24 protein-coding genes and 1 pseudogene are annotated in these 26,319 nt (G+C 57.7%); 11 read left to right on the plus strand and 14 right to left on the minus strand.

What is annotated here, in order from left to right; genetic code table 11:
• Positions 1–75: 75 nt before the first annotated feature.
• The 3 genes from K3756_RS18020 to K3756_RS18030 all read right to left on the minus strand — a co-directional run bounded on the left by K3756_RS18020 (position 76) and on the right by K3756_RS18030 (position 3,263).
• Complete coding sequence (locus K3756_RS18020; protein ID WP_259993646.1) at positions 76–489, minus strand: aconitase X swivel domain-containing protein; 414 nt, start codon at positions 487–489, stop codon at positions 76–78.
• Positions 489–1,721 (minus strand): aconitase X catalytic domain-containing protein, encoded by a 1,233-nt coding sequence (locus K3756_RS18025; protein ID WP_259993647.1) that lies wholly within the window; start codon positions 1,719–1,721, stop codon positions 489–491. Before K3756_RS18025 ends, K3756_RS18020 begins: the two co-directional genes overlap by 1 nt.
• A gap of 105 nt (positions 1,722–1,826) precedes the next feature.
• A complete protein-coding gene (locus K3756_RS18030; protein WP_259993648.1) occupies positions 1,827–3,263 on the minus strand; it encodes an FAD-binding oxidoreductase in 1,437 nt (478 codons plus the stop codon).
• Between the two features lie 185 nt (positions 3,264–3,448).
• Here K3756_RS18030 and K3756_RS18035 point away from each other — a divergent pair, with 185 nt between their 5' ends.
• Genes K3756_RS18035 through K3756_RS18060 form a run of 6 tightly spaced genes read left to right on the plus strand, consistent with a single transcriptional unit; the run spans position 3,449 to position 8,245 of the window.
• On the plus strand, positions 3,449–4,171 hold the full coding sequence (locus K3756_RS18035) for a succinate dehydrogenase/fumarate reductase iron-sulfur subunit (RefSeq protein ID WP_259993649.1): 723 nt from the start codon (positions 3,449–3,451) through the stop codon (positions 4,169–4,171).
• The gene (locus tag K3756_RS18040; RefSeq protein ID WP_259993650.1) at positions 4,171–4,518 is read left to right on the plus strand and encodes a succinate dehydrogenase; all 348 of its coding nucleotides are present in this window, start codon (positions 4,171–4,173) and stop codon (positions 4,516–4,518) included. The genes K3756_RS18035 and K3756_RS18040 overlap by 1 nt, the downstream gene beginning before the upstream one ends.
• Complete coding sequence (sdhC, locus tag K3756_RS18045; protein ID WP_259993653.1) at positions 4,515–4,868, plus strand: succinate dehydrogenase, cytochrome b556 subunit; 354 nt, start codon at positions 4,515–4,517, stop codon at positions 4,866–4,868. The genes K3756_RS18040 and sdhC overlap by 4 nt, the downstream gene beginning before the upstream one ends.
• Before the next feature lies 1 nt (position 4,869).
• A complete protein-coding gene (locus K3756_RS18050; RefSeq protein WP_259993654.1) occupies positions 4,870–6,627 on the plus strand; it encodes an L-aspartate oxidase in 1,758 nt (585 codons plus the stop codon).
• Positions 6,624–7,580 (plus strand): fumarate hydratase, encoded by a 957-nt coding sequence (locus tag K3756_RS18055; protein WP_259993655.1) that lies wholly within the window; start codon positions 6,624–6,626, stop codon positions 7,578–7,580. The genes K3756_RS18050 and K3756_RS18055 overlap by 4 nt, the downstream gene beginning before the upstream one ends.
• Positions 7,577–8,245 (plus strand): fumarate hydratase C-terminal domain-containing protein, encoded by a 669-nt coding sequence (locus K3756_RS18060; protein ID WP_259993656.1) that lies wholly within the window; start codon positions 7,577–7,579, stop codon positions 8,243–8,245. The genes K3756_RS18055 and K3756_RS18060 overlap by 4 nt, the downstream gene beginning before the upstream one ends.
• Before the next feature lie 43 nt (positions 8,246–8,288).
• Here the strand turns inward: K3756_RS18060 and K3756_RS18065 are convergent, their stop codons facing one another.
• Positions 8,289–9,164 carry a LysR family transcriptional regulator gene (locus K3756_RS18065; protein WP_259993657.1) on the minus strand — a complete coding sequence of 292 codons (876 nt, stop codon included), beginning with the start codon at positions 9,162–9,164 and terminating at the stop codon, positions 8,289–8,291.
• Between the two features lie 133 nt (positions 9,165–9,297).
• Between K3756_RS18065 and K3756_RS18070 the strand changes: the two genes are divergently transcribed.
• The 3 genes from K3756_RS18070 to K3756_RS18080 all read left to right on the plus strand — a co-directional run bounded on the left by K3756_RS18070 (position 9,298) and on the right by K3756_RS18080 (position 12,315).
• Positions 9,298–10,272 carry a tripartite tricarboxylate transporter substrate binding protein gene (locus tag K3756_RS18070; RefSeq protein ID WP_259993659.1) on the plus strand — a complete coding sequence of 325 codons (975 nt, stop codon included), beginning with the start codon at positions 9,298–9,300 and terminating at the stop codon, positions 10,270–10,272.
• Between the two features lie 73 nt (positions 10,273–10,345).
• Positions 10,346–10,834 carry a tripartite tricarboxylate transporter TctB family protein gene (locus K3756_RS18075; RefSeq protein WP_259993660.1) on the plus strand — a complete coding sequence of 163 codons (489 nt, stop codon included), beginning with the start codon at positions 10,346–10,348 and terminating at the stop codon, positions 10,832–10,834.
• Positions 10,831–12,315 carry a tripartite tricarboxylate transporter permease gene (locus K3756_RS18080; protein WP_259993661.1) on the plus strand — a complete coding sequence of 495 codons (1,485 nt, stop codon included), beginning with the start codon at positions 10,831–10,833 and terminating at the stop codon, positions 12,313–12,315. Before K3756_RS18075 ends, K3756_RS18080 begins: the two co-directional genes overlap by 4 nt.
• A gap of 1,238 nt (positions 12,316–13,553) precedes the next feature.
• On the opposite strand, the pseudogene K3756_RS19645 reads toward K3756_RS18080, so the two are convergent.
• Positions 13,554–14,684: pseudogene (locus K3756_RS19645) on the minus strand (DUF3604 domain-containing protein); the annotation flags it as partial.
• Between the two features lie 374 nt (positions 14,685–15,058).
• On the opposite strand from K3756_RS19645, the gene K3756_RS18090 reads away from it, so the two are divergent.
• Positions 15,059–15,682 (plus strand): TetR/AcrR family transcriptional regulator, encoded by a 624-nt coding sequence (locus K3756_RS18090; protein WP_259993663.1) that lies wholly within the window; start codon positions 15,059–15,061, stop codon positions 15,680–15,682.
• Between the two features lie 99 nt (positions 15,683–15,781).
• Positions 15,782–17,044 carry an acyl-CoA dehydrogenase family protein gene (locus tag K3756_RS18095; RefSeq protein ID WP_259993665.1) on the plus strand — a complete coding sequence of 421 codons (1,263 nt, stop codon included), beginning with the start codon at positions 15,782–15,784 and terminating at the stop codon, positions 17,042–17,044.
• Here K3756_RS18095 and K3756_RS18100 read toward each other — a convergent pair.
• From K3756_RS18100 to K3756_RS18145, 9 genes are all read right to left on the minus strand, one after another.
• Positions 17,041–17,910, minus strand: a complete 870-nt coding sequence (locus K3756_RS18100; RefSeq protein WP_259993666.1) for an acyl-CoA thioesterase II — start codon at positions 17,908–17,910, stop codon at positions 17,041–17,043. The two genes, K3756_RS18095 and K3756_RS18100, sit on opposite strands and share 4 nt — an antisense overlap.
• Positions 17,911–18,125: 215 nt before the next feature.
• Positions 18,126–18,809 (minus strand): ABC transporter ATP-binding protein, encoded by a 684-nt coding sequence (locus K3756_RS18105; RefSeq protein ID WP_259993979.1) that lies wholly within the window; start codon positions 18,807–18,809, stop codon positions 18,126–18,128.
• A gap of 14 nt (positions 18,810–18,823) precedes the next feature.
• Positions 18,824–19,585 carry an ABC transporter ATP-binding protein gene (locus tag K3756_RS18110; protein WP_259993667.1) on the minus strand — a complete coding sequence of 254 codons (762 nt, stop codon included), beginning with the start codon at positions 19,583–19,585 and terminating at the stop codon, positions 18,824–18,826.
• Complete coding sequence (locus tag K3756_RS18115) at positions 19,582–20,880, minus strand: branched-chain amino acid ABC transporter permease (RefSeq protein ID WP_259993668.1); 1,299 nt, start codon at positions 20,878–20,880, stop codon at positions 19,582–19,584. Before K3756_RS18115 ends, K3756_RS18110 begins: the two co-directional genes overlap by 4 nt.
• Positions 20,877–21,833 (minus strand): branched-chain amino acid ABC transporter permease, encoded by a 957-nt coding sequence (locus tag K3756_RS18120; protein WP_259993669.1) that lies wholly within the window; start codon positions 21,831–21,833, stop codon positions 20,877–20,879. Before K3756_RS18120 ends, K3756_RS18115 begins: the two co-directional genes overlap by 4 nt.
• Before the next feature lie 67 nt (positions 21,834–21,900).
• On the minus strand, positions 21,901–23,145 hold the full coding sequence (locus K3756_RS18125; protein WP_259993670.1) for a branched-chain amino acid ABC transporter substrate-binding protein: 1,245 nt from the start codon (positions 23,143–23,145) through the stop codon (positions 21,901–21,903).
• A 419-nt stretch (positions 23,146–23,564) separates the two neighbouring features.
• Complete coding sequence (locus K3756_RS19590; protein ID WP_311201713.1) at positions 23,565–24,299, minus strand: helix-turn-helix domain-containing protein; 735 nt, start codon at positions 24,297–24,299, stop codon at positions 23,565–23,567.
• Positions 24,296–25,330 (minus strand): phosphotransferase family protein, encoded by a 1,035-nt coding sequence (locus K3756_RS18140; RefSeq protein ID WP_259993672.1) that lies wholly within the window; start codon positions 25,328–25,330, stop codon positions 24,296–24,298. The genes K3756_RS19590 and K3756_RS18140 overlap by 4 nt, the downstream gene beginning before the upstream one ends.
• Complete coding sequence (locus K3756_RS18145; RefSeq protein WP_259993673.1) at positions 25,327–26,319, minus strand: nitronate monooxygenase family protein; 993 nt, start codon at positions 26,317–26,319, stop codon at positions 25,327–25,329. Before K3756_RS18145 ends, K3756_RS18140 begins: the two co-directional genes overlap by 4 nt.

Consider the following 26,319-nt stretch of genomic DNA (forward strand, 5'->3'; position numbering starts at 1 on the left):
CGCAAACTCACAAAAGCTCATGACAGTCACACTCAAACGCGCGGTCGATCTCTCCGGGCCTTACGAAGGTTTGCCTCAAGCCCGTTCGACCGTGACACGGCCGAGCGTCGGGTCAACTGACACGACTTCTCCGGTAGTGATAAGCGTGGTTACATCGCCGTCTTCGAACCGGTCACACATCGCCATGTCGGCAAGTGCGGCCCCCTGCGCGAGGATTGTATTCGCCGAGTTCAGCAAAATAGCTTTGGGCGCAATACCACGTGACGCCATCTCATGGAGCATCCAGGCGGTTGCGACACCACCTTTTGCCGTATTCAAAACAAGAATAACGTCCCGATAGCTCTGACCATGAAGTTTGTGCTGCGGGCGCGAAAATACGCCTTTGATGCGATCAAGGTCATAGCGGGCAGAGAAGTTATCGTCCGCGACCAGAGCCGTGCCACTGACCTTTGGGCCGATCCCGATATGACATTTCAGAACATGTTGCATTAGACAATTACGCCTTTCTCGGCCGAAGCGATGCAGTCTTCCATTGATGCAAGCGCTGGAAGATATCCGTATCCCCCCAAGATATTTACAATTTTTGTGGAATTGCTCAGCAGTCTCTTCCAGCCGTTCGCTTCGCCGATTTCGCGGGCATATTGCTGATAGAAACACGTACCTTGAAGGACTTTCCCACCAAATTTCTGTATTGCTTCGTTGTAGTGCAATCGCTGCGCATCGGCGTAGACACTCGGTGAGGTGCAGACCAACAGGGATGTGGCCTCGGATATTTTTCGCCCCTGACACAGTGACGCAACCTGCTGCATCTCGACAAGGCTCAGTTGGGGGGCTGCAAATACCACGACGTCCACCGCTTCGCCCTGTGCACCGAATGGTTGGCGCAGCGCGGCAAGGTCGTCAGATGTCACATCGCGCGGCGGCAGGTTCTGTGCGGACACATCTGCGAGGGTGCGGCACTCCGGGGTAATTCCTACGATATGGAAAAGCGGTGTAGAGCCGTAACTCGCCATAGCTGCGCCCATATGTTTGATCTCGTCTGACGTGGGGCGCGTCTCGATCCCTTCGATCACCGGCACTTCCCAATAGCTACCCGCCATCCGTCCGATGGTGGCGCCAAGCACACCCCAATCTGTCAACCCTTCGGGCTGATTGCGAACGACATATCGCTGCGTTGCCTGACGGTGCCGGTCAAGATGCAAACCGTAGCGCGGAGTACGGCCCGTGAGTCCTGCCGCCAAAGCAGAGGGGCCGCCCTCGAAGTTTGACCGCGCGCCGCAGACGGAGTTGGAATAGATGACGACACCGGTGTCGCCGTACGCGACGTGATCGCCCAGCACAGGTGGCATGATTGTCTGATAATTGATGCAGGTATCTGTCATCATGATACCCATCTTCAGACAAGCCGCGACGAACCGACGTTCCAGATCCGCCATCGCTTCTGTCTGGCCCAATGGTTCGTAATACGTCAGATCGACACCCCTTGGATCCGTGATCATCGGAATGGCGATTCTGGCTCCTTCGGCCGCGATATTTTCGACAAATTCGACACCCGCCGCGCCCAAAGACTCCGGGTCGGCCATCATATGGGACTGGCTGACCGCCACCATGTCTTCGGCATCGAACATGCGACCGACCTGCAACTGGTGTTCAATTGCCCATCGCCTTGCCGGCCCCATTTCGCCAGCAAGCATCGCTGTTTCCTGATCATCGAGTTTCAAGGTTGTGATCCCTTTCCGAGATTGAGCGTGACTGGCGTGTCAGGGCCTGACCAAATCTAAACACCTACAGCACCGCAGGTCTAAGGATTTATCCAAATACCCGAACTACCGGATAAGAGCGCCGGGGTTCATGATGTTGTTCGGATCAAGCGCAGCCTTAATCTGTTTAAGAACGCCCAAGCGCGCAGCGGTGGCGTAGTTTTCAAGGTCCGCCGTTTTCAAACGTCCGACCCCGTGTTCGGCGCTGATTGATCCGCCGTGCGCGTGGGTCACATCGTTCACGGCGGTGCGGACCTGATCAATGATTGCGGGATTGTCAGCGATAAACGTCTCTTTAGATACTCCATCCGGGGGGAATACGTTGTGATGGATATTACCGTCTCCAATGTGGCCGTAACTGTTTATCCGTAGGCCTGGGTTGATACCGGTTATTTTGGCCACGGTGTCGGCGATAAACGCGTCCATTTTGCCCAAAGGGACGGATGTATCGCTGTTGCAAAAAGCGCCGGCCATACGGTTTGCCTCGGGCGTGTTTTCTCGCAAGTCCCAAAGGCTTTTGCGTTGTGCGGCCGATTGGGCGATGACTGCGTCGACAATCAGACCCGCTTCAAAGCACGCCTGCAGCGCTTCTTCGATGCGCGCGCTCAAACCCATCGCTCCGGTGGCTTCGAGCAGCAATGCCCACGGGGGAAGCTGATCGAACGGATTGCGCAGGTCGGGGAATTTTTCGGTAACGAGGGCGATGCCCATTCCGCTCATCAATTCCAAACCGGATATACTATCGCCGAGGTAGGTTTTTAGCGTTCTGTAGACGCTCAGGCCGTCGCTTGGCGCACGGATCGCCAAGAACGCAGTCCCGGTTTCGGGATCTTGTGGCACCAGTCTCAAAGCCGCAGCGGTGATGATGCCCAAGGTCCCCTCGCTGCCGATCAGCAGGTGGCGCAGGTCATAGCCCGTGTTGTTTTTCCTCAGCGGGGCGAGCTCTTGCAGTACCGTCCCATCGGGCAAGACAGCCTCGATCCCCAGACACAGATCGCGCGCGTTCCCGTATCGGAGCACCTGAATGCCACCGGCGTTTGTCGCAAGGTTCCCGCCGATACAGCAACTGCCTTTCGAGGCCATGCTGAGTGGAAAAGCCATGTCATGCTGTGCTGCGGCGTCATGCACATTTTCGAGAATGCATCCAGCCTCGACAACCATGACGCCCTCGTCAATTTGCATGTCGCGTATGGTGTTCATCCGCTCGAGCGAGAGAATGACGACGTTGGGGTTTTCGTCGGAAAGTTGCCCTGCAACGACGCCTGTGCCGCCGCTGTAAGGTACAATGCCGATCCGCGCGTCATTGCAGAGCCTGACAATCTCGGCGACCTGTTGCGTTGTATCCGGCAAGACAATCAAACACCCCAGCCCCCTAAAACGGCCGCGCGGATCCTCGAAATACTGTGGCGCTTCGCTTGCTACTTTCCAGCCGGACAGCCCCACGGTGTTCTTAATTTCACCGAGTACTTGGGGGTCCGGTGTGTCGAAATGCGCTTGGTTCATGCGCGCCATCCTCTGCCTGAGCAAGGGTACTTAAGCTTCCTTGGTATGCGTCGCGGCCTCGTCAATGCTGTATCCATTAGAAATTATTTCTAACCATAACTGAAAGAAAATCTGGTATTTTTAAACCTGATCTATCGAGTATAAGGTGTCAACGGCTGTCGAAATGTAGAAAGAACCGCACAGATATGTCGCTGGATACGTTAAAGGTTACGATCGAACGGGGGCCGGATGCCGGTTCGGCCCAGCGTGAATTTGACGTTCCCGCCTATGACAATCAAACCGTGCTCGACGTGGTATCCTGGGTCCAGCAAAATGCCGATCCGACGCTGAGCTACCGGTTTGCCTGTCGCGTCGGCATGTGCGGCAGTTGTGCGATGATGGTGAATGGTGCTCCCCGGTGGACATGCCGGACACACATATCGAAGGTATCGGACGGGGGATCGATTGCCATCGGACCACTGCGCAACCTGCCTGTGATCAAGGATCTGGCCGTCGATATGGATCCGTTTTTTGATAAATGGGTCGCGGCCGAAGGCGTGCATCACGCAACACTGACACGCGACGATCCGATTGAGGCTTTGGGCGTAGATGTCCCCGAACAAAGCACAGCCGATTTCGGGCGCGAGTGTATCAATTGCTCTATCTGCTACGCCGCCTGTGACACGGTTGCGGGAAATACCGACTACCTTGGCCCGGCGGCGCTGCAACGCGCTTGGAACCTGCTGCATGACGCCAAAGACGATGGCCGCGCCGCGATCCTGGACGCCGTTTCCGGCTCCGGTGGATGCCACAACTGCCATTCGATGGGGTCTTGCACGACCTACTGCCCAAACGAGTTGGACCCGATGTCCGCGATTGCGGGTCTCAAGCGCGAAACCGCCAAATCGTTCTTCAAGAGGGGCCGCTGATGTTGAACCTCCGCTTGTATATGTTGCAACGGATCACCGCGCTTTTGATGGCGCCGTTGGTTTTGGGGCATTTGGCCGTGATGATCTATGCCGTTCAGGGCGGGCTTTCGGCGGCAGAAATCCTGGGCCGTACGCAGGGCTCCGTCATGTGGTTCTTGTTCTACGGTACGTTCGTCGCAGCCGTCGCGATACACGGCGCAATCGGGTTGCGGACGATCGCGTTCGAATGGGGCGGGCTGAAGGGCGTGGCACTCGACGCATTCATGTGGGTCATCGGGGTCGGTCTGTTCGGGCTTGGCGCCCGCGCTGTCTGGGCCGTGACATTCGCCAGTGGACTTTCGACATGAGCCTCGCGCACACCATAACCTCGCGCGCGCATCCCCTGTGGCTCGCGTATATTTTGCACCGTGTATCGGGGCTTTTGCTGGCCTTGTTCCTGCCGCTTCATTTCTGGGTTCTGGCACTGGCGATGACCGATCCCGCCCGGCTCGACGGGTTTCTGGCGATGACCGAAGCCGGTGTCGTGAAGGTGGCGGAATTCGGTTTGGTTTTCCTGCTTGCCATACACATGTTTGGCGGCGTGCGGTTGATGGCACTGGAATGGTTGCCGTGGTCGCCTTCGCAAAAGACGCTCGCGGCTGCGGCACTGGCCATCTCTTTCCTGATTGCCGTTCTCTTTTTCCTAAAGGCGATTTGACATGCGCATTTTCGATATTGAACGCCACGACACCGATATCCTCGTTCTGGGTACTGGCGGTGCCGGCATGTTTGCAGCCCTGCACGCCAAACAAAAAGCGCCGGAAGGGACGCGCATAACTTTGGCCGTAAAGGGCCTGATCGGGAAATGCGGCTGCACACGCATGGTTCAGGGCGGTTATAACGTCGCTCTAGGTGGCGGTGATACGGTCGAGCGGCATTTCATGGATACGATCGAGGGCGGCAAATGGCTTCCGGATCAGGACATGGCGTGGCGTCTGTGTGAACAGGCCGTCGTCCGCATCCGCGAGCTTGAAAATGAAATCGGATGTTATTTCGACCGCAATGCCGACGGCTCGCTACACCAGAAAGCATTCGCTGGGCAAACGGCAGACCGCACGGTGCACAAAGGTGATCTGACCGGCATTGAGATCATCAATCGTCTCATGGAAAAAGTGCTCGCGTCCGGTGTCGAAAAACTTCAGGAGCACCGCGCCATCGGTTTAATCCCCACAAAAGACGGCAGCGCCCTGGCGGGGGTGTTGATGATCGACATGCGGACGGGGAAGTTTCGGCTTGTACGCGCCAAATGCGTCATGATGGGCACGGGCGGCGGGCCCACGATGTACAAATACCATACGCCATCGGGTGACAAGACGATGGATGGTCTGGCAATGGCACTCCGCGCCGGCCTCAAACTGCGCGACATGGAGATGGTGCAGTTTCACCCCACGGGTCTGCTTGCGGGCGAGCACACGCGCATGACCGGTACCGTCCTCGAGGAAGGCTTGCGCGGGGCAGGGGGACAACTGATCAGCCATGCGGGCAACCGGTTCATGTTCGACTACGATGGCAAGGGAGAGCGTGCCACGCGCGATGTCGTCAGCCGCGGAATCTATGCCGAGATGCGCAAGAACAACAATCCCGAGCAGGAAGGTGTGTTTATCGCGATGTCACATCTGGGCCCAGACAGGGTCCGCGCGAAATTTCCGGGCATGGTAAAACGCTGTGCCGACAGCGGTTTCGATCTGGCCAATGATCCGGTCGAGGTTGTTCCAACGGCCCATTACTTCATGGGCGGCGTCGTCGTCGATATCGACACGCGCACTGCGATGGAGGGGCTTTACGTTGCCGGCGAGGACGCGGGCGGTGCGCATGGGTCCAACCGTCTGGGGGGCAACGGCGTTGCAAATTCCACAGTTTACGGCGGGATCGCCGGTGACACGATGGGCGCAGACGTCGCGCGGATGTCGTTGCGTGATCCGGACGAAGACGTGCTTGCCGAGGAGTTCGCCCGCGCCACACATCCGTTTGCACGCAAGCCCGACCTGGTGATGCCCTTGCGCAAGGCCCTTCAGGATCTGATGTGGGATGAGGTCGGCGTAATCCGTACCCAAGCCGGCATGACGCGGGGATTGCAGGGCATCGCGGACGTATCGGGTGCATTGATGGATGTCGGTGTCGACAGCAGCAATCTTGCGTTCAATCTCACGTGGCACGATTGGCTCAATCTGCGTTCGCTCTGCGACGTTTCCGAAGTTATCACGAAGGCCGGAATTGCACGCGAAAACTCACGCGGAGCCCATTTCCGCGAGGATTTCCCGGACGAAGGTGTGATGCAGGACAGCGAGTTCACCGTGGCCCAGATGCGGGATGGGCAGGTTCACGTGTCTCGGGAGCCCGTCAAATTCACGATCGTCAGCCCCGGAGAAACCATTTTGCCCGAAGACGCACCCGAAACGCTGGTGGCCGCACAATGATCCCGATCGAGCTCATCCAATCCACTGCCGAAACCCTTATGGACAAGGCCGCAATCGAAATCCCACAGGACTATCTGGATGGTCTGCAACAGGCCGCCAAGACCGAGGACGGCGACCTTTCGTCGTTCGTGCTCAAGGCCATGTTGGAAAACTATGAAGCCGCAAAGGAAGATCGCCGCGCGATGTGTGGCGATACCGGTGTGCCGCGCTGGTTCGTCAAGATGGGCAACAGCGCATCGGTCGAGGGCGGGATGATCGCGCTCGAGGCCGCATTGCGCCGCGCCACTGCAAACGCCACGAATGGCGTGCCATTGCGGCCGAACCGCGTGCATCCTTTGTGGCGCACGGACCACGATAACAACGTGGGAATCGGCGCGCCCGAGATCGAGTACGGGTTCGAGCCCGAAGGCGATTGGATTGATCTGATCACCGTGCACAAGGGCGGATTGTTTGGCTCCGATTACCGGATGCTTTTCCCGTCGGATGGTCTGCAGGGCATCAAACGTTTCTATCTCGATAGTCTGATGGCCTTCGGGAAACGGGGTCTTGCCTGCCAGCCGGCGATCATCGGGATCGGTCTGGGTGGATCGAAAGACGCCTGCATGACGCTTGGCAAACGCGCCTCGACCTTGCGTATCGTCGGCTCGCGCAACAGCGACCCCAAGATCGCCGAGATGGAGGACGAGTTCAAAGAGCTGGGCAATTCCATCGGTATGGGTGCGATGGGGTTCGTCGGCAAGAATATGGTGATCGATTGCAACATCGAGGTGGGGTATTGCCATACGGGCGGGATGCCCATGTCTGTCCACGCCTTCTGCCTGTCATCGCGCCGTGCGGTGGCACGACTGTTTGCAGACGGCCGCGTCGAATATCGCACCGATCCTGATTGGTTTACACCGTACCAGCGGCGCGAAACCGTCGAGTGGGAACCGGTCAAGGAGGCCGCGGAATGAGTAAATTGCGCGAGGTAGAGCTGTCCACCACGCCCACCGACGAAGCCATCGCCGATCTGCGGCTTGGCGATATCGTCTATTTGACGGGGCTCATGTACACGGCCCGCGAGGGTGTCTACATGCGCAGCTTGGAGGACATGGCAAACATACCGATGGAACTGCCCGGACAATCCGCGGCGAACTTCCATTGCTCCCCCGCCGCGCGTGTAAATGCAGATGGCACCTTTGACATGGGGGCAGTGACGGCCACCGCATCATTCCGGTTTGCAAAGTGGTTGCCGGAATGGATGGCCAAGACGGGAGCCAAGCTGATTGTCGGCAAAGGCGGCATGACGTCGAAGGACTACAGGGAATATTTCGTACCCAATGGCGCGGTCTATCTGTCGACCGTTGGCTATGGCACGGGCGCGTTGCTGGGCCGCGGCGTTGAAAGCGTCGAGGCGGTGCACTGGCACGAAGAGCTGGGCCTCGCGCAGGCGATGTGGGTTTTAAAATGCAATCGCATGGGGCCTTTTATTGTTGCGTCTGATATGAACGGCGACTGCCTGTTTGAACGGGAGAACGCAAAGATCGCAGAGAATATCGGCCGGGTGTACGAAGGTACGAAACCGGCAGTGATGAAGCGGTACGGAGAGACCGACGATCGCTCAGATGAGGTGATCTGACGCAAAGCGGCGCTCGGGTGAGCCATCAAGCAATGGTGCGTCCCTATTGTTGGTGGATGACGTGCGCCAAAGCGCCGAATACCTCGTCAAGGGCTCGCGATTTGTTCTGGTTTTCCTGATGCATCAACCCGATTGTGCGATACGGCGCATCCGGCCCCAGATCCAGATGCTTTACCGGCACACCGTGTCGTGGCTTTACCGCAAGCGCGGGCACAATCGAAACGCCCAGTTTGGCATCCACCATGCTGGTGATGGCTTCGGGGCTATCGAGCTCCATCGTTTCATTCACCCGGATCCGTTTCGACAGGATCCAGTTGTCAATCAACGCCCCCACAACGGCATGGCGATTGAACCGGATGAACGGCCGTGTTTTCAACAGGACGACCGGATCATTCTCTACCTCGTCTCTCGCTGTGATCAATTGCATTGGTTCACGCGCCAACTCACGAAATGCGAGCCCCACTGGGATGATCTGCGGTTTGGTCACGACGGCTGCATCAAGGTTTCCGCGTTCCAGCTCGGTCAGAAGTGTCGCCGTCAGACCGGGACGGATATGCAGGCCGATTTCCGGATATTTGAATTTCAATGCGGCCATCGCCTGTGGGGTAAGTCCGGTCAGTGTCGTGCGCATCACCCCAAGCGTGAAGATGCCGCTCAACCCGCCGTCGCCCAGAACCGATGGCAACAAGTTGTCGTAGTCCGACAAAAGCACACGCGCCTTTGCGACGATCTGGTGTCCGATCGGGGTCAGCTCGGGAGTTCTGGTTTTTCGGTTGAAGAGGGCGACGCCCAGATCGGCCTCCAACGCCTGCATTTGCTGGCTCACAGCTGCATGGGTCACGTTGACCACCTTCGCCGCATCGGTGAATGTTTTTTCATCTGCGATGGTGACGAGGGTCCGCAAAAGCCGAATTGTCATCTCTTTTGCCACCTTCAGAGTGCAAGCAACGCTAGCCGTAAGCGTAAGCAATTTTTGCTTTGATTAAGAAAATCTTACGCCTACTGTAAAAACAAGCCATTCAAAAATGGCAAGAAGCAACTGGGAGGAAGACATGAACAAGACGAAATTTATTTCTGCGCTTGCTGCGGTCACGGCGTTCGGTACCACAGCCGTCTGGGCCGAGTACCCCGAACGTGCGGTCAATATGGTGATCCCTTATGGTGCCGGCGGCGCTACGGATATTTCCGCGCGAACCATCGCAGAGCCGTTGGGCAACGCGGTTGGCAAGCCATTGATCATGGCAAACATCACCGGTGCCGGTGGCGCGACAGGTTCGGTCGCCGTGCAGAATGCCAAGGGCGATGGCTATACGATGATGTTCGCGCGCGTCGGGTCCCATTCCGTGAACCCCGCGATGAAGGCGACCCTGCCGTACACACTCGACGATTTCCGCTTCGTCAATGTTTATGAAATCAACCCGGCCGCCTGCGCGGTATCTGCGTCATCCGACATCAAGTCGATGGATGATCTGGTGGCCAAAACCGCGGACGGCAATGTCACGTACAGTTCATCTGGTGTCGGGTCTTTCCCGCATCTTGCCAGCGCAATGGTGATGAGCGAGTTCGGTGTGGATCCGATCAATGACGTCACCCACATTCCGCAAAAGGGCGGCGGCGCCGCAATCACGGCTGTGCTGAATGGCACGGCCACGTTCGTGTGCACCAATTCCTCGTCTCTGGCGAGCTTTGTGGGCAACAAACAACTTACACCGCTTTTGGTGACCACCGCAGAACCTGTTGTCGGATTTGATGCACCTACGGCCAACGATCTGGGCAAGGACAGCCTGAACCAGTTGGTCGGTTGGACCGGCATCGCAGGCCCTGACGATCTGCCCGACGATGTGGCTACAAAATGGGGCGAGTGGACAGCGACAGCCGTTAATGACGCCAAGTTCGTCGAAGCGATGGAAGCGCGTGGATCCGTGATCCGTCTGATGGGCCCCGCCGAGGCGAACGAGTTTATCCAAGGACAATACAATGTGTTCCGCGCCTTGGTGGACAAGCTGGGCATGCGCATCGAGGGGTGATCCTTGATCAGCGCAGCGCGTACAAGAGTGCGGCTGCCCCGAGGGGTGGCCGCTTTTGTCTGATGGGGGTGGCATGTCACCGAGAATGATTCAAATGCGGCTCGGGCTGGGGGCATGTCTCGTGTCGCTGGTCCTGGTTTTGCTGGGCATACCACGTTGGGTTTCCTCACCCAGCAACGTCTCCAACATCGTCCTGGCGCCTACGTTCTGGCCCTACATTCTTGCAATACTGACGGGTCTTGCGGGTCTGGGCCTGATCCTGGCATCACGTGCGGCGCCGATTGCCGTCGATGACGAAGAACACGCAGGCTCCGACGGGAACCATTGGACCCGTCTTGCGATACTTGCCGTTATCATGGTTGCAACCATGTACGCGCTGCCGCGCCTTGGCATGGTCTGGACCACGATGGTCATTTTTGCGTTCACCGCATTTCTGTTCCGCACGCGCCATCCCGTTGCTGCACTGGTTTGCGCGGTCATCATCCCATTGGCGCTCTATGCGTTTTTTGCCCATGTTGCCGGCGTCGCAATTCCCCAAGGCAACTTTGTGAGGCTGCCATGAGCTTTACCGACAGCCTCATGGCAGGGTTCAGCCTTGTCGGGTCTTTCGAGGCCTTCTTTGCTCTATTCGCGGGCATCTGCATCGGCGTTGTGGGGGGTGCCATACCGGGGCTTTCAGCGACGATGGCCGTGGCCCTGACGTTGCCGTTTACATTTTCGCTGACGCCGATCACGGGCATCCTTTTGCTTTTGGGTGTCTACAAGGGCGGTATTTTCGGTGGCTCAATCCCCGCAATCCTGATCAAGACGCCCGGCACGCCTGCCTCTTCGGCGACAATCCTTGATGGCCATCCAATGGCTGAAAAAGGCGAAGCGGGGCGTGCGCTTGGCATGGCGCTATGGGCGTCCTGCACGGCAGATCTGGTATCGAACCTTGCCCTCATCCTGTTCGCAGGCTGGCTCGCTTCATTTGCGCTCAGCTTTGGTCCGCCGGAGTTCTTTGCCCTGATCCTGTTTTCGCTGACCATCATCGCGGGCGTTTCCGGCGACAGCCTGCTGCGCGGCGCACTGTCCGCTTTGCTGGGCTTGCTTCTGGCGACCGTAGGTCTCGATCTTGTGTACGGGACCAACCGCTTTACCTTCGAAGATCCCAACATGATGGGGGGTCTGAATTTTATTGCCGTTCTCATCGGCCTTTTCGCCATCCCCGAAATCATTGCGATGGCCTGGAACCCCACGGCGCATCTGGGCAAGGCCCGGTCGCTGGGCAAATCCAAGGTCAGCTTTGCGGACTATCGGCGCTGTTTCAAATCCATCGTCCGGGGCAGCTTTATCGGCGTATTCCTCGGATCGATTCCCGGTATCGGCGCTGCCCCCTCCGCGTTCCTGAGTTACTCCGAAGCGCGGCGAAAATCGCCGAACAAAGAGAATTTCGGTCAGGGCGAGATTGAAGGCGTTGCTGCGTCGGAAGCGGGTAACAACGGTGTGGCCGGTGCCACACTGATACCCTTGCTTGCCCTTGGTGTCCCCGGCGACGTAATTACGGCAATCATAATCGGTGCGTTCATGATCCATGGCATCCAGCCCGGCCCGATGATGTTTATCATCAACGTGGATATCATTTATGGCCTGTTTATCGGCCTCATCGTCAGCTCCGTGTTCCTCTTTTTCGTGGGCAGCCTCGCCATCAAGGGCTTCCGGTTCGTGGCCGATGTGCCGAAACGCATTCTGATGCCCGCGGTTCTGGTGCTGTGTATTTACGGTGTGTTTGCGGTGAACAACAATATCTTCGACGTCGGCGTCATGTTTGTTATGGGTTGGGTCGGCTATGTGATGTTGCGCTACCGGGTGCCCGCGGCCCCTTTCTTGATCGCTTTCATCCTCGGCCCCTTGCTCGAAGATAATTTCCGCCAAGCCATGCTCATGTCGGGCAGTGACCCCGCGATCCTGCTGCGAGGACCGATCACGTGGTTCTTCTGGGCATTGACCGTCATCACCGTCATCGCGATTGCGCGCAACCTGAGAAAAGTGGCCAGACCCTGATCTGAGCCATCTGGATTTGTGCCTTCTCAGGTTTTTCGAGCGTACCTCTAAACCGTGCGCAGGACGTAGATCGGGCTGGACCATGCTTGGGTCCCGTCTTCCAAAGTCACGCGGGCATAAAAGGGATTGTCCTGCCCCGTTTGTGGGGACAGGATCCGTTCGATGCTGACAGAGGTATGCGGATTTTCATCGGGTAAACGGAAAAGCCGTATGCCCCGCGGCAGAATATCCGACGCGTCCAGCACAGTATCCTCATACCCGATATCCGCCAGCGCAACGGTTTCATCAATCAGGGCGGTTTTAATGTCGATGGTGCCGGATCGGTCGTCATCGAGCGTCGCGATGAAACCGGCGAAATTTCCGGTCGTGACGGACTGCCATGAAACAAACCCATCGCGCGTCACATCGAGCGTCTTGTCGCGGTTGAAGAAGTTCACCGCCCGGACCGACGTGACCGTTGCCGCATCAAAGTGCGCCGAACCATCCCACGGCACGGCCCGGAAACGGCCCCGATATTCGGCTCCTTCCCACAAGACACCAATGCGTTTGCCCAGATCAGCCTCGGGGTAGGGGCGATAGCATTCCAGATGTTCCAAACCGTTGAAGATATCGATGCAACGAACGGGTAACGCAGCCGCGACGCTTACTTTGAAGTGAATATCCCCCGACGGGAGATGCACAATATCACCCATCATCGCGGTCTCGCAGGCCTCGGTTTGACAGTCGCCATGCAACAAAGGGTCATCGAGATAGCGCGTCGCAGGTCGATCAAAGGCTGCCGTTACGTCCATTCGGATGCGCCCACTCGGCCCGCCCGTTGTCGCATAGTGGTGGCGGGCATTGATGCAGTCGATCAGGCCATCGCGTGTCAGCTCCGGCATCAGGAAACAGGTCAGGCCACCCACGGCGCCAAACCATCCGGCGCCCGGATAGCTCGCGCCGGGGCGGCCCTTGTGACCGTCGGAATTGCCAATGATGCCCACGCGGTACCCGCTTTTGAAGGCATCCTGCACGATCCACTCGAATGTGCCCCAAGCAGAATGCACTTCGACAGATTTTTCAAACCGGCCATCGTGGGCCATGGTAATATCGGCGTATCGCCCGCCGCAGTGGGCAAAGCAGATCACGTCCCATTCCTCGTTTTCGGCAAAAGCCTCAAAGAGTTCGCCTGCGGTATGGCAATCGGTGCCCATGTCGAACTGGTCTTCGATCAAGGCATGGGACGAGCGGCGCATCGTGCGACCCTCGACCGGGAAAAACACATTGCGATCCCCGCCCAACGCCGTATTGCCGGACCATTCATAGCCGGGCAGGGTGACGAATTCTCCGTCCTTGTTGAAATGCGCCGTCACCTTGTTGAGGTCCTTCCAGAAGGTATCTGTCATCTGGAAATCGTTGCCCTGGTGCGCGCAGGCATCGAGAAAGGCCTTGTCACGGCCGAAAGTGAAATAATCGGCGGCGCTGTTGGTGCCGAGGGTTTCATCTGACTGACCGTGCAAGTCACCCCAGTAGCTCATGAGTGCGGGCGCTTTGGTGACGTGCGCCGGATTGCATGTGGCGACGAGCGAGCCATCTGGCGCAAACAACGAAATTTCTAAAGGTCCGGCACCATTCACGACGAGTCCATCAAGAACAGTGGCAAATTCACCTTTTTCGACATTGATGGTTTCCGGCAGGTTCTCAACGGCCTGATTTGCCCGCGGTGTCAGCGTCATGGCTGCCTTGTTCGTTGGGTTGCCCCATGTATCCTCGGCTTTGATCCTGAGCGTGAAGGGCTGGCCACTGGCGATTGTTGAAGGGACCACGGCCACCCATGTCTCCGGCACGCCGGGGACAAGCGAGATCGCCGGCTGTTCGGGCAATGTCTGGAAATTGTAGGTCGCGATCGGATCGACGAGTACGCGAAATTCATAACGGCTTTCACAGAAAGTCTGCAGACGCATACCGGGGCCGCCGTGATCGGTCACACCGAAACGGATCGTGATTGTGTCGCCTTCTTTCATGAAACCTTTGACGACCTTGATCTGCAACGTGCGGTCCCACGGCCGGATATTGCCTTTGGGATCGAAACGCGCCTGAAGGACCGCTTTGTTCGAAGCCTCAACTTCCGTATAGCCCGCCGCCGCCGGATCATCGAACTGCGGATTTGTCTGATCGGTGGCAAAGCGCCAGACGATGCGGATGCTTCCGCTGTCATCAATACCAAAACGCCCCGCAGTGTAGGTCAACGTAAAGCTGTGATAGGTGCCTGCGTCGAACGCCCCATACTTGTCCAGAACGGCGGTACCCAGATGAGAGGGATCGATCGGCGTGCGCAGCGTACCATTGTGCATTTCGGGCGGCGTCATCAGGGAATTGGGGTCTGTCATCGGGGTAAACCTGTTGGCGAAAAAATATTGTGCAAGGCATCAGAAAAAGGGTGTCGCGACATTTGGCCTCCATCATATCGGTATGAAAGCCGCCGCATATGTAACCCCTTTAGCGTAACGTGCTTTCACGCTGTTACCAAAGGAAAAGGGAGCGTGAAGCACCGTCAAAACAACGGCCTGACATCGTTGCGCGACTGGGTCGTATCCGATAGCAAACGCACGGCAGCCAAGGCCGCGATGTCGCCCTTCGCAGAGACCCATATAACCATAGTTATGTAAATTTATGGCTCGTATACCATTCTCGTACGGCTTCGCCACTTGTATGCAACTGCAGTCCCACGCAACATGACGGCATGACCGGTTCAGAGGGCAAAATGACCGACACAAAGAAAACTGGTGTGAGGGGCCCGGGGCGCACGACGCGGACGGATTGGCTGACTGCGGCGATGGATACGTTGGTGTCGGAAGGGGTCGATCAGGTGAAGGTCCTGACCCTCGCGCAAAAACTGGATTGTCCGAGATCCAGCTTCTACTGGTATTTCAAGAACCGGTCCGAGCTGCTCGATGCGTTGTTGGAAACATGGGCCGCCACAAATACCAAAGCGATTATCGCCGCGTCCCGGCAGCCGGCTCAAACCATCAACTTCGCGGTTGCCAAACTCTACTCTGCCTGGGTTGTCGGCAATGAGTTTGACATGCAGCTGGATTTTGCGGTGCGTGACTGGGCGCGGCGGTCGGGAACTGTGCGCAGGGCCTTGGATCTCAACGATGCCCAGCGGATCGAAGCATTGACCGAAATGTTCCTGCGACATGGCTTTGATGAGCAAGAAGCAGACGTGCGTGCGCGGATCATCTACTTCACGCAAATAGGCTACGATGCACTCGACCAGCGCGAGAGTTGGGATATCCGCCGCACCCGCGCTGCCATGTATCTCTATTGCATGACCGGCCAAACGCCGACCGAGGCGGAAACCGAAGCCACGATCGACATGCCCTGACGCCCGCGACCTTACGTCATTCACGCGTTGATTGCATGCGCCGCACGTTCGCGTAAGCTGACGACATAATTCAAAACCCGGTAACGGAAGGCCTCGTTCATGTCGACAACCCCTGCAGAACTCAACAATCTGGAAATGTCAGACAAGGCTAAGCCGCTTTTCGCAGCGGTCGTCAAACATATCCGGGAAACGGTCGATCCGGTGACCGAGGAATTCCATGCATTGGGCGAAGGTCGGGCGGACCGGTGGTCCTACGCGCCCGGACAGCTGGAAATCCTCGACGGCATCAAGCAAAAAGCCCGCGATGCCGGGCTGTGGAACTTCTTTTTGCCCAATGCAGAAACGGGCGAAGGCCTGTCGAACCTTGATTACGCCTATATCGCGGCCGAGCTTGGCAAAAGCCCGTTGGCACCCGAAAGCCTCAACTGCTCAGCGCCGGATACAGGCAACATGGAAGTGCTTGAACGGGTCGGCACTGCGGAGCAGAAAGAGACATGGCTCAAGCCGCTTCTCGCGGGTGAAATCCGCTCGGCGTTTGCCATGACAGAACCGGATGTCGCGTCCTCGGACGCCAAGAATATCTCGACCTCGGCCGTGCTTAAAGACGGTCAATGGGTCATCAACGGTGAAAAATTCTATATCTCCGGCGCGGGCGATCCTCGCTGCAAGATCATGATCGTGATGGTCAAGACGTCACCGGATGCGGACAGTTTCAGGCAGCAAAGCCAGATACTTGTCCCGATGGATACACCCGGTGTCGAAATTCTCGGGCCCATGCATGTATTTGGCCACGACGACGCGCCGCACGGCCATATGCACATCCGTTTCACCGACGTTAAAGTACCCGAAGCGAACATGCTGCTTGGCGAAGGGCGTGGTTTCGAGATTTCCCAACTGCGGCTGGGACCCGGCCGCATACATCACTGCATGCGTTCTATTGGTGCAGCAGAAAAGGCGCTGGATCTGATGATTGAACGCGGCTTGAGCCGCGAGGCTTTCGGCAAACAGATCGTTAACCTCGGCAAGAACATGGAGACGATCTCGCGGGCCAAGATCGATATCGAAGCGATGCGCATGATTGTTCTCAAGGCGGCAAAAGCGATGGACGTTCTTGGCAACAAGGAAGCGCGCATCTGGGTCAGTATGGCCAAAGCGATGGTCCCTGAAAAAGCCTGCGAGATCATCGATCAGGCGATGCAGGTCCACGGTGCGGCAGGCATCAGCCAATGGTCACCCCTGTCCAATATGTACACGCAACAGCGCACCTTGCGTTATGCGGACGGGCCCGACGAGGTCCACCACCACGTCATCGCACGTGCCGAGGTGCAAGCGTTCAAGGACAGTAATTCGCGCGGCAGCTAGGTCTTTTTCGCAAGAAGGCGCATCAGCCCCTCTTGCGCGACGCTTGCGACCAACTGGCCGTTTTGATTGAAAATCTTGCCACGATTGAACCCGCGTGCTCCACCGGTCCAGGGCGCATCGAGATCGTACAGATGCCAGTCGGCAAAGTTGATCGGCGCGTGAAACCACATCGCGTGGTCAAGACTTGCCGACATCACCCGCCCTTGGAACCAGGTCAGCCCGTGCGGACGCAACGATGATCCGAGCAAATTCATATCGGACGCGTACGCAAGCAGACAGTGCTGCATTTGCGCGCCCTGCCCCGTCGCGCCATCCATTCGGAACCACAGGTGGTTGCTGTCGCTTGCCTTGTCGGGCGTGAAGAAATCGCGCGGGGCAATCTCCCGCAGCTCGATCGGACGCTCTCTGAGAAAATCGGCGCGGTATTGTTCGGGTATCTTGTCGACCTGTGCCGCGCGAAGCTCGGGACGGTCTGGCCAGTCTTCGGGTGCACCTACATCGGGCATGGGGTGTTGGTGTTCAAAGCCGTCCTCATCGATGTGAAAACTGGCCGACAAATTGAAGATCTGCTTGCCGTGCTGGATCGCCACAACCCGCCGGGTTGTAAAGCTGCCTCCGTCGCGTGCGCGGTCGACTTGGTATATTACCGGTATCGCCGGATCACCGGGCCGGATGAAATACGCGTGCAAACTGTGGCAAAGCCGGTCGGGCACTGTGCGGTACGCGGCCATCAGCGCCTGTGCGATCACATGCCCGCCGAATATGCGCGTACTTGTTTCGCCGCCCGATCCGATCCCGCGGAACAGATCGACTTCAAGCTGTTCAATGTCCAGAAGTTTCAAAAGCTGTTCGGCGGCGGGTGTCATGGTCTGGCCTTTCGGGATCAGTGATCTGGACAACATCGAAGGGTTTTGCGGACACTGCAACCGCTTTGCCGACAAAGCGCGCCTGCCTCGAGCGCGTTGGGGAACTCCGGTTTAGGAAAGCGGGACGAGGCGGTTTATGGCACCAGACTGCACCTAGCCGGTACGGCCAAAGGTTCCGCATCATGAGCCATGCGCGGCGCCGTCAATAACCACTGTCAAACCTCGAGCCATTCCCGACGCACGTCGTCGCGCGCCTTCAGTTCGGCTGGGGTTCCCTCAAAGACCATTCGACCGTGCCCCATGACATAAACACGGTCTGCGATGTCCATTGCGATCGACAGTTTCTGTTCAACCAACAGCGTCGAAATCCCGCGCTTGGCGATTTCGCGCAGCACTTCGGCCACCTTTTGCACCATTTGCGGGCTCAGACCCTCGGTCGGCTCATCGATCATGACCAGTTCGGGATCGCCCATCAGGGTGCGGCACATGGTCAGCATCTGCTGTTCTCCGCCGGAGAGCACCGAAGCCTCGACATCGGCCCGCCGCTGCAGGTTGTCGAACATCTCGAACATCGCCTGCATGGACCACCTGCCCTGCCCGTCCTTCTGCCCCGGTTTCAAGCCCAGCATCAGGTTCTGCCGCGTTGTCAGGCCGGGAAAGATATCGCGGTTTTCAGGGACGTATCCAATTCCCAGATTGGCAATCTCAAACGCCTTCTTCCCCGCTATCTCCTGCCCTTTGAACTGGACAGAGCCGTGCGGCGCCACTTCGCCCATGATGGCCTTGCAAGTTGTCGACCGGCCCACCCCATTACGGCCCAAGAGCGCCACGATTTCTCCTTTCTGGACGTTCATGGTGACGCCTTGGAGGATGTGTGACTTGCCGTAGTAGGCGTGCATATCTGTAACGCTAATCAATGCTCCGCCTCCAAAGCCGCGCCGAGATAGGCTTCCTGCACCTTTGGGTCCGCGCGCACATCTTCGGGAGCGCCGGTTGCGATGATCTCTCCATAGACCAATACGCTGATCCGGTCAGCCAAACCGAAGACCACGCTCATATCGTGCTCAACCATGATCAGAGTCTTGCCCTCCGTAACCCGCAGGATCAAATCGGTGATGTAGTCGGTTTCGGTGTTCGACATTCCCGCGGTGGGTTCGTCCAGCATGATCACGTCCGCGCCACCCGCAATGGTGATGCCGATTTCAAGCGCTCTTTGCTCAGCATAGCTTAGCGTCCCTGCGGGCAAATCACGCCGGGCGGTCAGATTGATCTGTTCCAGAATTGCATCCGCGCCCTCAGTCAGATCGCGCTTGCGAGCGACAAGATGCCAGAAGCTGTACCGGTATCCTTGCGACCACAAGAGCGCACAGCGGACATTCTCGAATACGCTCATACCCGGAAAGATATTGGTAATCTGGAAAGACCGGGACAGGCCCTTGCGGTTGATCTGGAATGGCTGCAATCCTGACAGATCCTCGCCGTGCAGCTTAACTGTACCGGCTGACGGCGCAAAACGCGCGGTGATCAGATTGAAAAGCGTCGACTTGCCCGCGCCGTTGGGCCCGATGATGGCGTGGCGTTCGGCCCGCCCGATGGTAAGGTCGATCCCGCGGATGATCTCAGCTTTGCCAAAGTTCTTCTTCAGACCGGATAGTTCAAGTGCGGGCACGTTCATGACATTCCCTTTGCCGCTGTGGTCGCTTCGGCCCATGCGTCGCGCAAAGCGGGCGTCGTGGTCCGCGCTATGCCTAAGCCCACCAGCGTGACCAATCCGGCCACGATCCATGGCCAGAAAGAGTGGCTGTCGAACGTGGTCCAGAACAGTGTCATCTCGTCATCGCCGGTGGCCGCATGGCGCAGATGGAAGATCATTTCCACCAAGGCCGCCAAGCCAAGAATACCAATCGCCGCAGGTAGCAGGGTCTTGAGATATGGCATCACCAAAAGACGCGCCTTTCCCAACTTGAAAACCGGCACATGCATCATGAGCAAACCCGCCAACCCCCCGGGAAAGAACATCACCGTGGCGACAAACAGTATACCCGCGTAGAACGCCCAAAGCTCTGTCTGGAGGCTGAGAACTGTCTGGACGAGAGTAAAGACAACCGCGCCGATGATGGGTCCGAAGAAAAAGCCGACGCCCCCGAGAAATGTCACCAATAGGATCACACCGGACGAGGCCGTGTTGAGGTTTTCTTCTGTGAGAATCTCGTAATTGATTGCGAACAGACCGCCCGAGATGCCTGCGAAAAAGCCCGACGCAACGAAGCTGTAGAACCGGACCCACCGCGCGGAGTACCCGAGGAATTCCGCACGCTCGGGGTTATCGCGCACCGCATTGGCCATACGTCCGATCGGTGTGCGGGACCACAAATACATCAGCAGGGCCGACAGGATTAGCCACGCCGCCGTCAGATAGTAAACCTCGATCTGTTGCAGGAATTCGACGCCGAAAAAGGGCTGGGCATATGTGCGGTCCCCCGAAATCCCTTCTTCTCCGCCAAAGAAAGCGACAATGATGACCGAACACGCGGCAATCAGTTCTCCTACGCCGAGGCTGATCATGGCGAACACGGTCCCGGCCGACCGGGTCGAGAAAGAGCCGACAATCAGAGCCAGACCCATTCCGAACAACCCGCCGAACAAAGGCAGCACGATGAGCGGAAAGCTGGCAAAGAAATCGGACATATTCATGATGTGCATGCAGGCAAAACCACCCACACCCGCGTAAACGGCATGGCCGAACGACAGCATGCCGCCCTGCCCCAACAGCATATTATACGCGAGCGCGAATATGATGGTGATCGCCATCTGGTTCATGATCGTAAGGGCGGAGTTGGCTGTAAAGATCAGCGGCAAAACCATCAACAGAACGGTGGCAATGATCCAAGGCGCCAGCGTAAGGGTCATGGAGCCTGCGCGCATGCGCTGCGCAGGTTTGCCGGGATCGGTGGTGAATTGATCACTCATGAGTTTCGTGTCCCGAACAGACCGGATGGGCGGAAGATCAGGATTAGCACCATCAAGATATAGGGTAGGATATCGGCGATCTGCGGACTGGTGACCGTCCAAAGATCACGCAGTAAGCTGTCGTCCAGATTGGCGGGCGGGCTGATGCCGACTGCACCGAGAACGTCCGACATGGCAATGTTGTAGGATTTGGCGAATGTCGTGATCCATCCGATCAACAGCGATGCCACCAACGCACCCCAGAGCGATCCCAGACCGCCAATCACGATTGTCACGAAAACGATTGATCCCAAGACAAATGCCATGCCCGGAAACGTCCCCAGAACAGGGCCCGCGATAACACCGGCCACCCCGGCGAGCGCGGTTCCCACCCCGAAGACGCCCATGAAAATGAGCGGTACGTTATGGCCCAATGCCTCGACCGTGCGCGGATAGCTCAGGGCAGCCTGGATGATCATCCCAACGCGGGTTTTTGTCAGCACGTAGAGCAGCCCGATAAAGATCGCGACCGAAATGAAGATCATGAAGATCTTGTAGGCCGGAATGGAATTGCCCGCGATTGCGAAGGCGGTGAAGTTGAGAATATCGGGAATGTCGTATGGCATCTGGTTCTTGCCCCAGACGAATTGCACCAGCTCTTCGATCAGCAGTGCCAGTCCGAAGGTAAAGATCAGTTCGGGCACGTGTCCGTACTGATGCACGCGGCGCAGGCCGTACCGCTCAACCGCAGCACCCATCAATCCCACAATTACCGGCGCGATCAGGAGCCCCATCCAGAACCCCAGCGCGAGGCTGATCTGGAAGCCAAAATACGCGCCAAGCATGTAGAAGCTCGCATGCGCGAAATTCAGCACACCCATCATCGAAAAAATCAATGTCAGACCAGCGGACAGCATAAACAACAGCAGGCCCGTCACCAGCCCGTCGATCAGATTGACGAGAATAAGATCCATATCAGACCCTTCTTTGGCACGAAATTGGGCGGTCGGGCCCGGCGTCCGGCCCCGACCTTCAGCCGGTTCAGGGCCGTTTCATTTCGCAGGTGGTCGGGCTGTCCATCGCGGCCATTTCTACGGTGCTTTCGACAACGATGCCAAAGTCAGAGCTGTCATAGGCATAGGTGATGCCCTCGTCGGTGTGGGCATGGATATGCACGTTCTGGATCGCCTGATGGTCCTTCTCGCGCATGACGATCTTTCCGCCCCACATGCTGTCGTATTCCATGCCTTCAAGCGCGTAGGCGACCTGCACGACATCCTCGGCAGTGCCCGCCTCTTCGATCGCTTGCGCCAGCATACCGATCACATTCGAGATACGCGATTGGTCGACGTTGCCGTCAGGGTACTTCGCAAGAAACCCGTCGTAGAACGCTTTCGCAGCATCCGTCGCGGGCGGATTGATCTCGCCCTGCGCAACGAGGCGGATCACGCCCTTGCCGCTTTCACCAAACGCACCGGTGATACCCGAACCCGCAGCGTAGTAGGTGTAGATCGGGCCGGTAAAGCCGTTTTCAATCACCGATTTGCCAAGACCCAACATATCGGAGCCCCAATTGCCGGTGATAACCGCATCGGCACCGGACGACACGATTTTGCGCGCGTAAGGCGTGAAATCCTTGACCTTGCCGATGGGATGCAGCTCGTTACCGACAATCTCGATGTCGGGACGTTTTGACCCCAGATCACGCACCGCAGCAGCGGCGACCGCCTTGCCGAAGGAGTAGTCCTGCCCGATGACATAGACTTTCTTGATGTCTTCGTTCTTTGCCATCACATCGGTCAGCGCGTCCATCTTGATATCGGCGTTCGCGTCGAACCGGAAATGCCAGAAGTTGCATTTGTCATTGGTCAGCGCGGGATCGACGGCGGCATAGTTCAGGAACAATACACGGTCATCGGGATTGCGGCGATTGTGCTTGTTGATGGCCTCCGTCAGGGCATTGGCAACACCCGAAGAGTTACCCTGCGCGATGTAGCGGATGCCCTGATCAATCGCGACCTGAAGCTGGATGAGTGACTCTTTCGGGCTGATCTTGTTGTCAAAGGCAACGATCTCGAACATCTGGCCGTCCAGCACACCGCCGTTTTCATTGATCATGTGATCGGCTGCGAATTCAAACTGGTGCAACCCGTTTGTGCCGGTGCTGGCGAAGGGACCGGACAGCGGGTCGATAAAGGCGATTTTGATATTCTCGGCAAACGATGCACTTGCCGCGACCATGAGTGACAGCGCGGAAACGGCGCCGAGTTTGGTGAGTTTTTTCATTGTATTCCTCCCTGGTTCGGCCCGTCGCAAAGTTTGTCTTTCGTCTTGGACCGGACCTACAGCGTTGCACAGCCCTGATTTAAGTCAAGTGGTCAGGAAGCCTTGGCACCCCTATTACGGGAATGACGCAGCGGAAAGACGAGCGTTATGCTAAGAGCGCTCTTAGGCGCGGGGCGAGGCCGGCCTTCTCAAGCATCTGGTTTATAACTATTTTCTCGGCATCAACTGCATTGCGAGGTTGGTTTTTCCGCCTCACCCACGTATAAATAATACACGGATAGCGGGTCATGCTGCGGCGCGACACGCGCTTAATTGCTCAGACAGACCCCGAACCAATTCCACTGTGCAAAACAGTTGTCGTTCAACCCTGCAAGGCGAGCCGGTCGCCTGTCGCAATGAGCGGTGCGGCATATACCGTCTCAAGCTCTTTGGGTGTCATCCGATGTGCAGGTCCGCCGACGTTCAACCCATAGATCCTCCCGCCCTCCAACGTTCGGACAGGCACGGCAATCCCGTTCACATCGGACCGCCACGTCCCATAGCCAGAGCAGTATTTTCGATCCGCATATTCCGCCGCAGCGGCTGCATAGAGTTCGCGGCCTTCTGCTTCCATTTCTGGGCTCCTTTTTTCCGGCCAGTTCAAATACCCGTTCACGGCGATCCGGATCCATGCCAACGAGGATCGCCTTTCCGATCGCAGATTTGAACACCGGAAGCCGCGACCCCACCCGGATCACCAGCGAAACATCCTCATCCGAGGCTTCCGTCGCCAGATAGATGACATCGCTACGGTGCACTTCGCCCAAGGCAACAGTGGCATAGGGGTTCGGACCCACTGTGCGCAGCCGCCGCATTTCGGGCACTGCGCGGTCGTGGATATCGACCGACGCCAGCGCCGACAAACCAAGTTGCAGCACGCCCGCACTCAATCGATAGGTGGCTCGGTCTGCATCAGCCACCAGATAATCAAGCGCGCACAGCGTGTGTGTCAGGCGCGACACCGTTGGTTTGGGCAGCCCGGTCCGCTCGGCAAAATCGCTGTTTGTCAAAGCGATCTCGCCTTTTTTGAAACACCGCAAAACCTCAAGACCACGGGCAAGCGCGGTGACGAAATTGCGATCCTTCTCGTCCTGTGGGGCCGAACCATCCATCATCCCGCAGTCCGCAAGGCATCAAGACCGTGTTGCGCGAACACGGGAACGTATTGTCCCAGCTGGCGCGCCCGTTCCGGATTCGAGGCGTTGCCATCTATGGCACGCTTGAGAACACCCTGAATAATCGCAGCCATCCGGAAAAAGCAAAACGCCAGATAATATCCGAAATGGTCGATGCCCCCCAATCCGCGCCGCGCGCAGTAGGCGGCGATGAAGTCCTGATCACTCGGCAGACCGGACGCCGCGCGATCGATCCCCGCAAGCCCGCGGCCCTCGGGTCCCGCCGGCATCTGCCATTGCATGATCACTGCCGCAAGATCCGCGAAAGGATGCCCGATCGTCGACAGTTCCCAGTCCAGCACCGCGCGGCAATCGGTGCCCTCGGCATCAAAGATCATGTTGTCGATGCGGTAGTCGCCATGCACCAGAGTGCGCTGCCCATCGTCTGCGGGTCGCTCATCGACCAGCGCCTGCATCAGCGCGTCCATCGCCGGAATCGAGACCGTTTCGGACGCCCGATACTGCTTGGACCAACGACCGACCTGGCGTTCGAAATAGTTTCCCGGCGGCCCGTAATCGGCCAAACCGCGTGCGTCTATGTCAACCTCATGAAGCGCCGCAAGCACGCGGTTCATTTCGTCCATGACGGACGCACGCTCTTCATTCGTCAATTCCTTGAGCGTCGGCTCGTTGAAATTGCGACCCGGCACATGGTCCATGATGTAGAATGCGGATCCGATCACCGCATCGTCCTCACAGAGCAAATGCATCTTCGCTACGGGCACATCGGACCCTGCCAAAGCCTGCTGCACACGATACTCGCGATCTACTGCATGCGCGGATTTCAACAAGACACCCGGTGGCTTGCGGCGCAGCACGTACTCATGTCCCGGCGTCTTGAGCAGAAAGGTCGGATTGGATTGGCCGCCCTGAAATTTAGTCACATCCACCGGGCCGGAAAAACCATTAAGCTCGGAGGTCAGATAATCGACCACGGCTTGCACATCGAGGTTTTGCGTATCCGTACTCATGGAGCAAATTCCGATGCGATTTTACGACCGGCCGCGATGTATTCGGCTTCCATCCGGTCGACGATTGCACCTGCGGGACCAACGGACTTGATCGCGCCGATGCCCTGGCCCGAACCCCAAATCGTTTTCCACGCCTTTGGTTTTGAAGATCCTGAACCGAAGTTCATCGACGACGCGTCCGCCTGCGGCAAGTCATCGGGATCCATACCGGCGTTGCGAACCGAACCCTTGAGATAATTGCCCCAAACGCCCGTAAACAGGGATGAATACACAATATCCTCGGCGCCGGACTCCACGATCATGTCCTTGTACCCAGCATCGGCGTTTGCCTCTTCCGTGGCGATGAAAGGCGACCCGGTATAGCCAAGATCGGCGCCGAGCGCACGTGCCGCCAGAAGCGCTTCGCCCGTGGCGATCGCACCGGATAACGCGATTGGTCCGTCGTACCACTCCCGGATTTCGCGCACCAATGCGAAAGGCGATTGCTGGCCTGCGTGCCCGCCCGCCCCTGCGGCGACAGCCACCAGCCCGTCCGCACCTTTTTCGACAGCTTTACGGGCAAAGGTATCGTTAATGATGTCATGCAGGACAATACCACCACAGCTATGCGCCGCCTCGTTCACCTCGACCCGTGCCCCGAGCGAGGTGATCCAGATCGGAACTTCATGCCGAACACAAATTTCGAGATCGCGGTCAAGCCGCGCGTTTGATCGGTGCACGATCTGGTTTACCGCAAAAGGTGCCGCGGGCGTATCGGGGTTTGCCTGATTGTGGCGATCCAGTTCTTCGCGGATTTCTGTCAGCCACTGGTCCAGCAGGATAGGCGCCCCGTCCTCTTCGCGTGCATTGAGCGCGGGAAAGGACCCGACAATGCCCGCCTTGCATTGCGCGATGACCAGCTTTGGGACGGAAATGATAAACAATGGCGAGGCGATCATGGGAAGGCGCAGACCGCGCAAGGCGACTGGCAAATGGCTGTCATCACGCAT

Origin of the sequence: Sulfitobacter sp. S190 (assembly GCF_025141935.1) — a bacterium.
Lineage (GTDB): Bacteria > Pseudomonadota > Alphaproteobacteria > Rhodobacterales > Rhodobacteraceae > Sulfitobacter.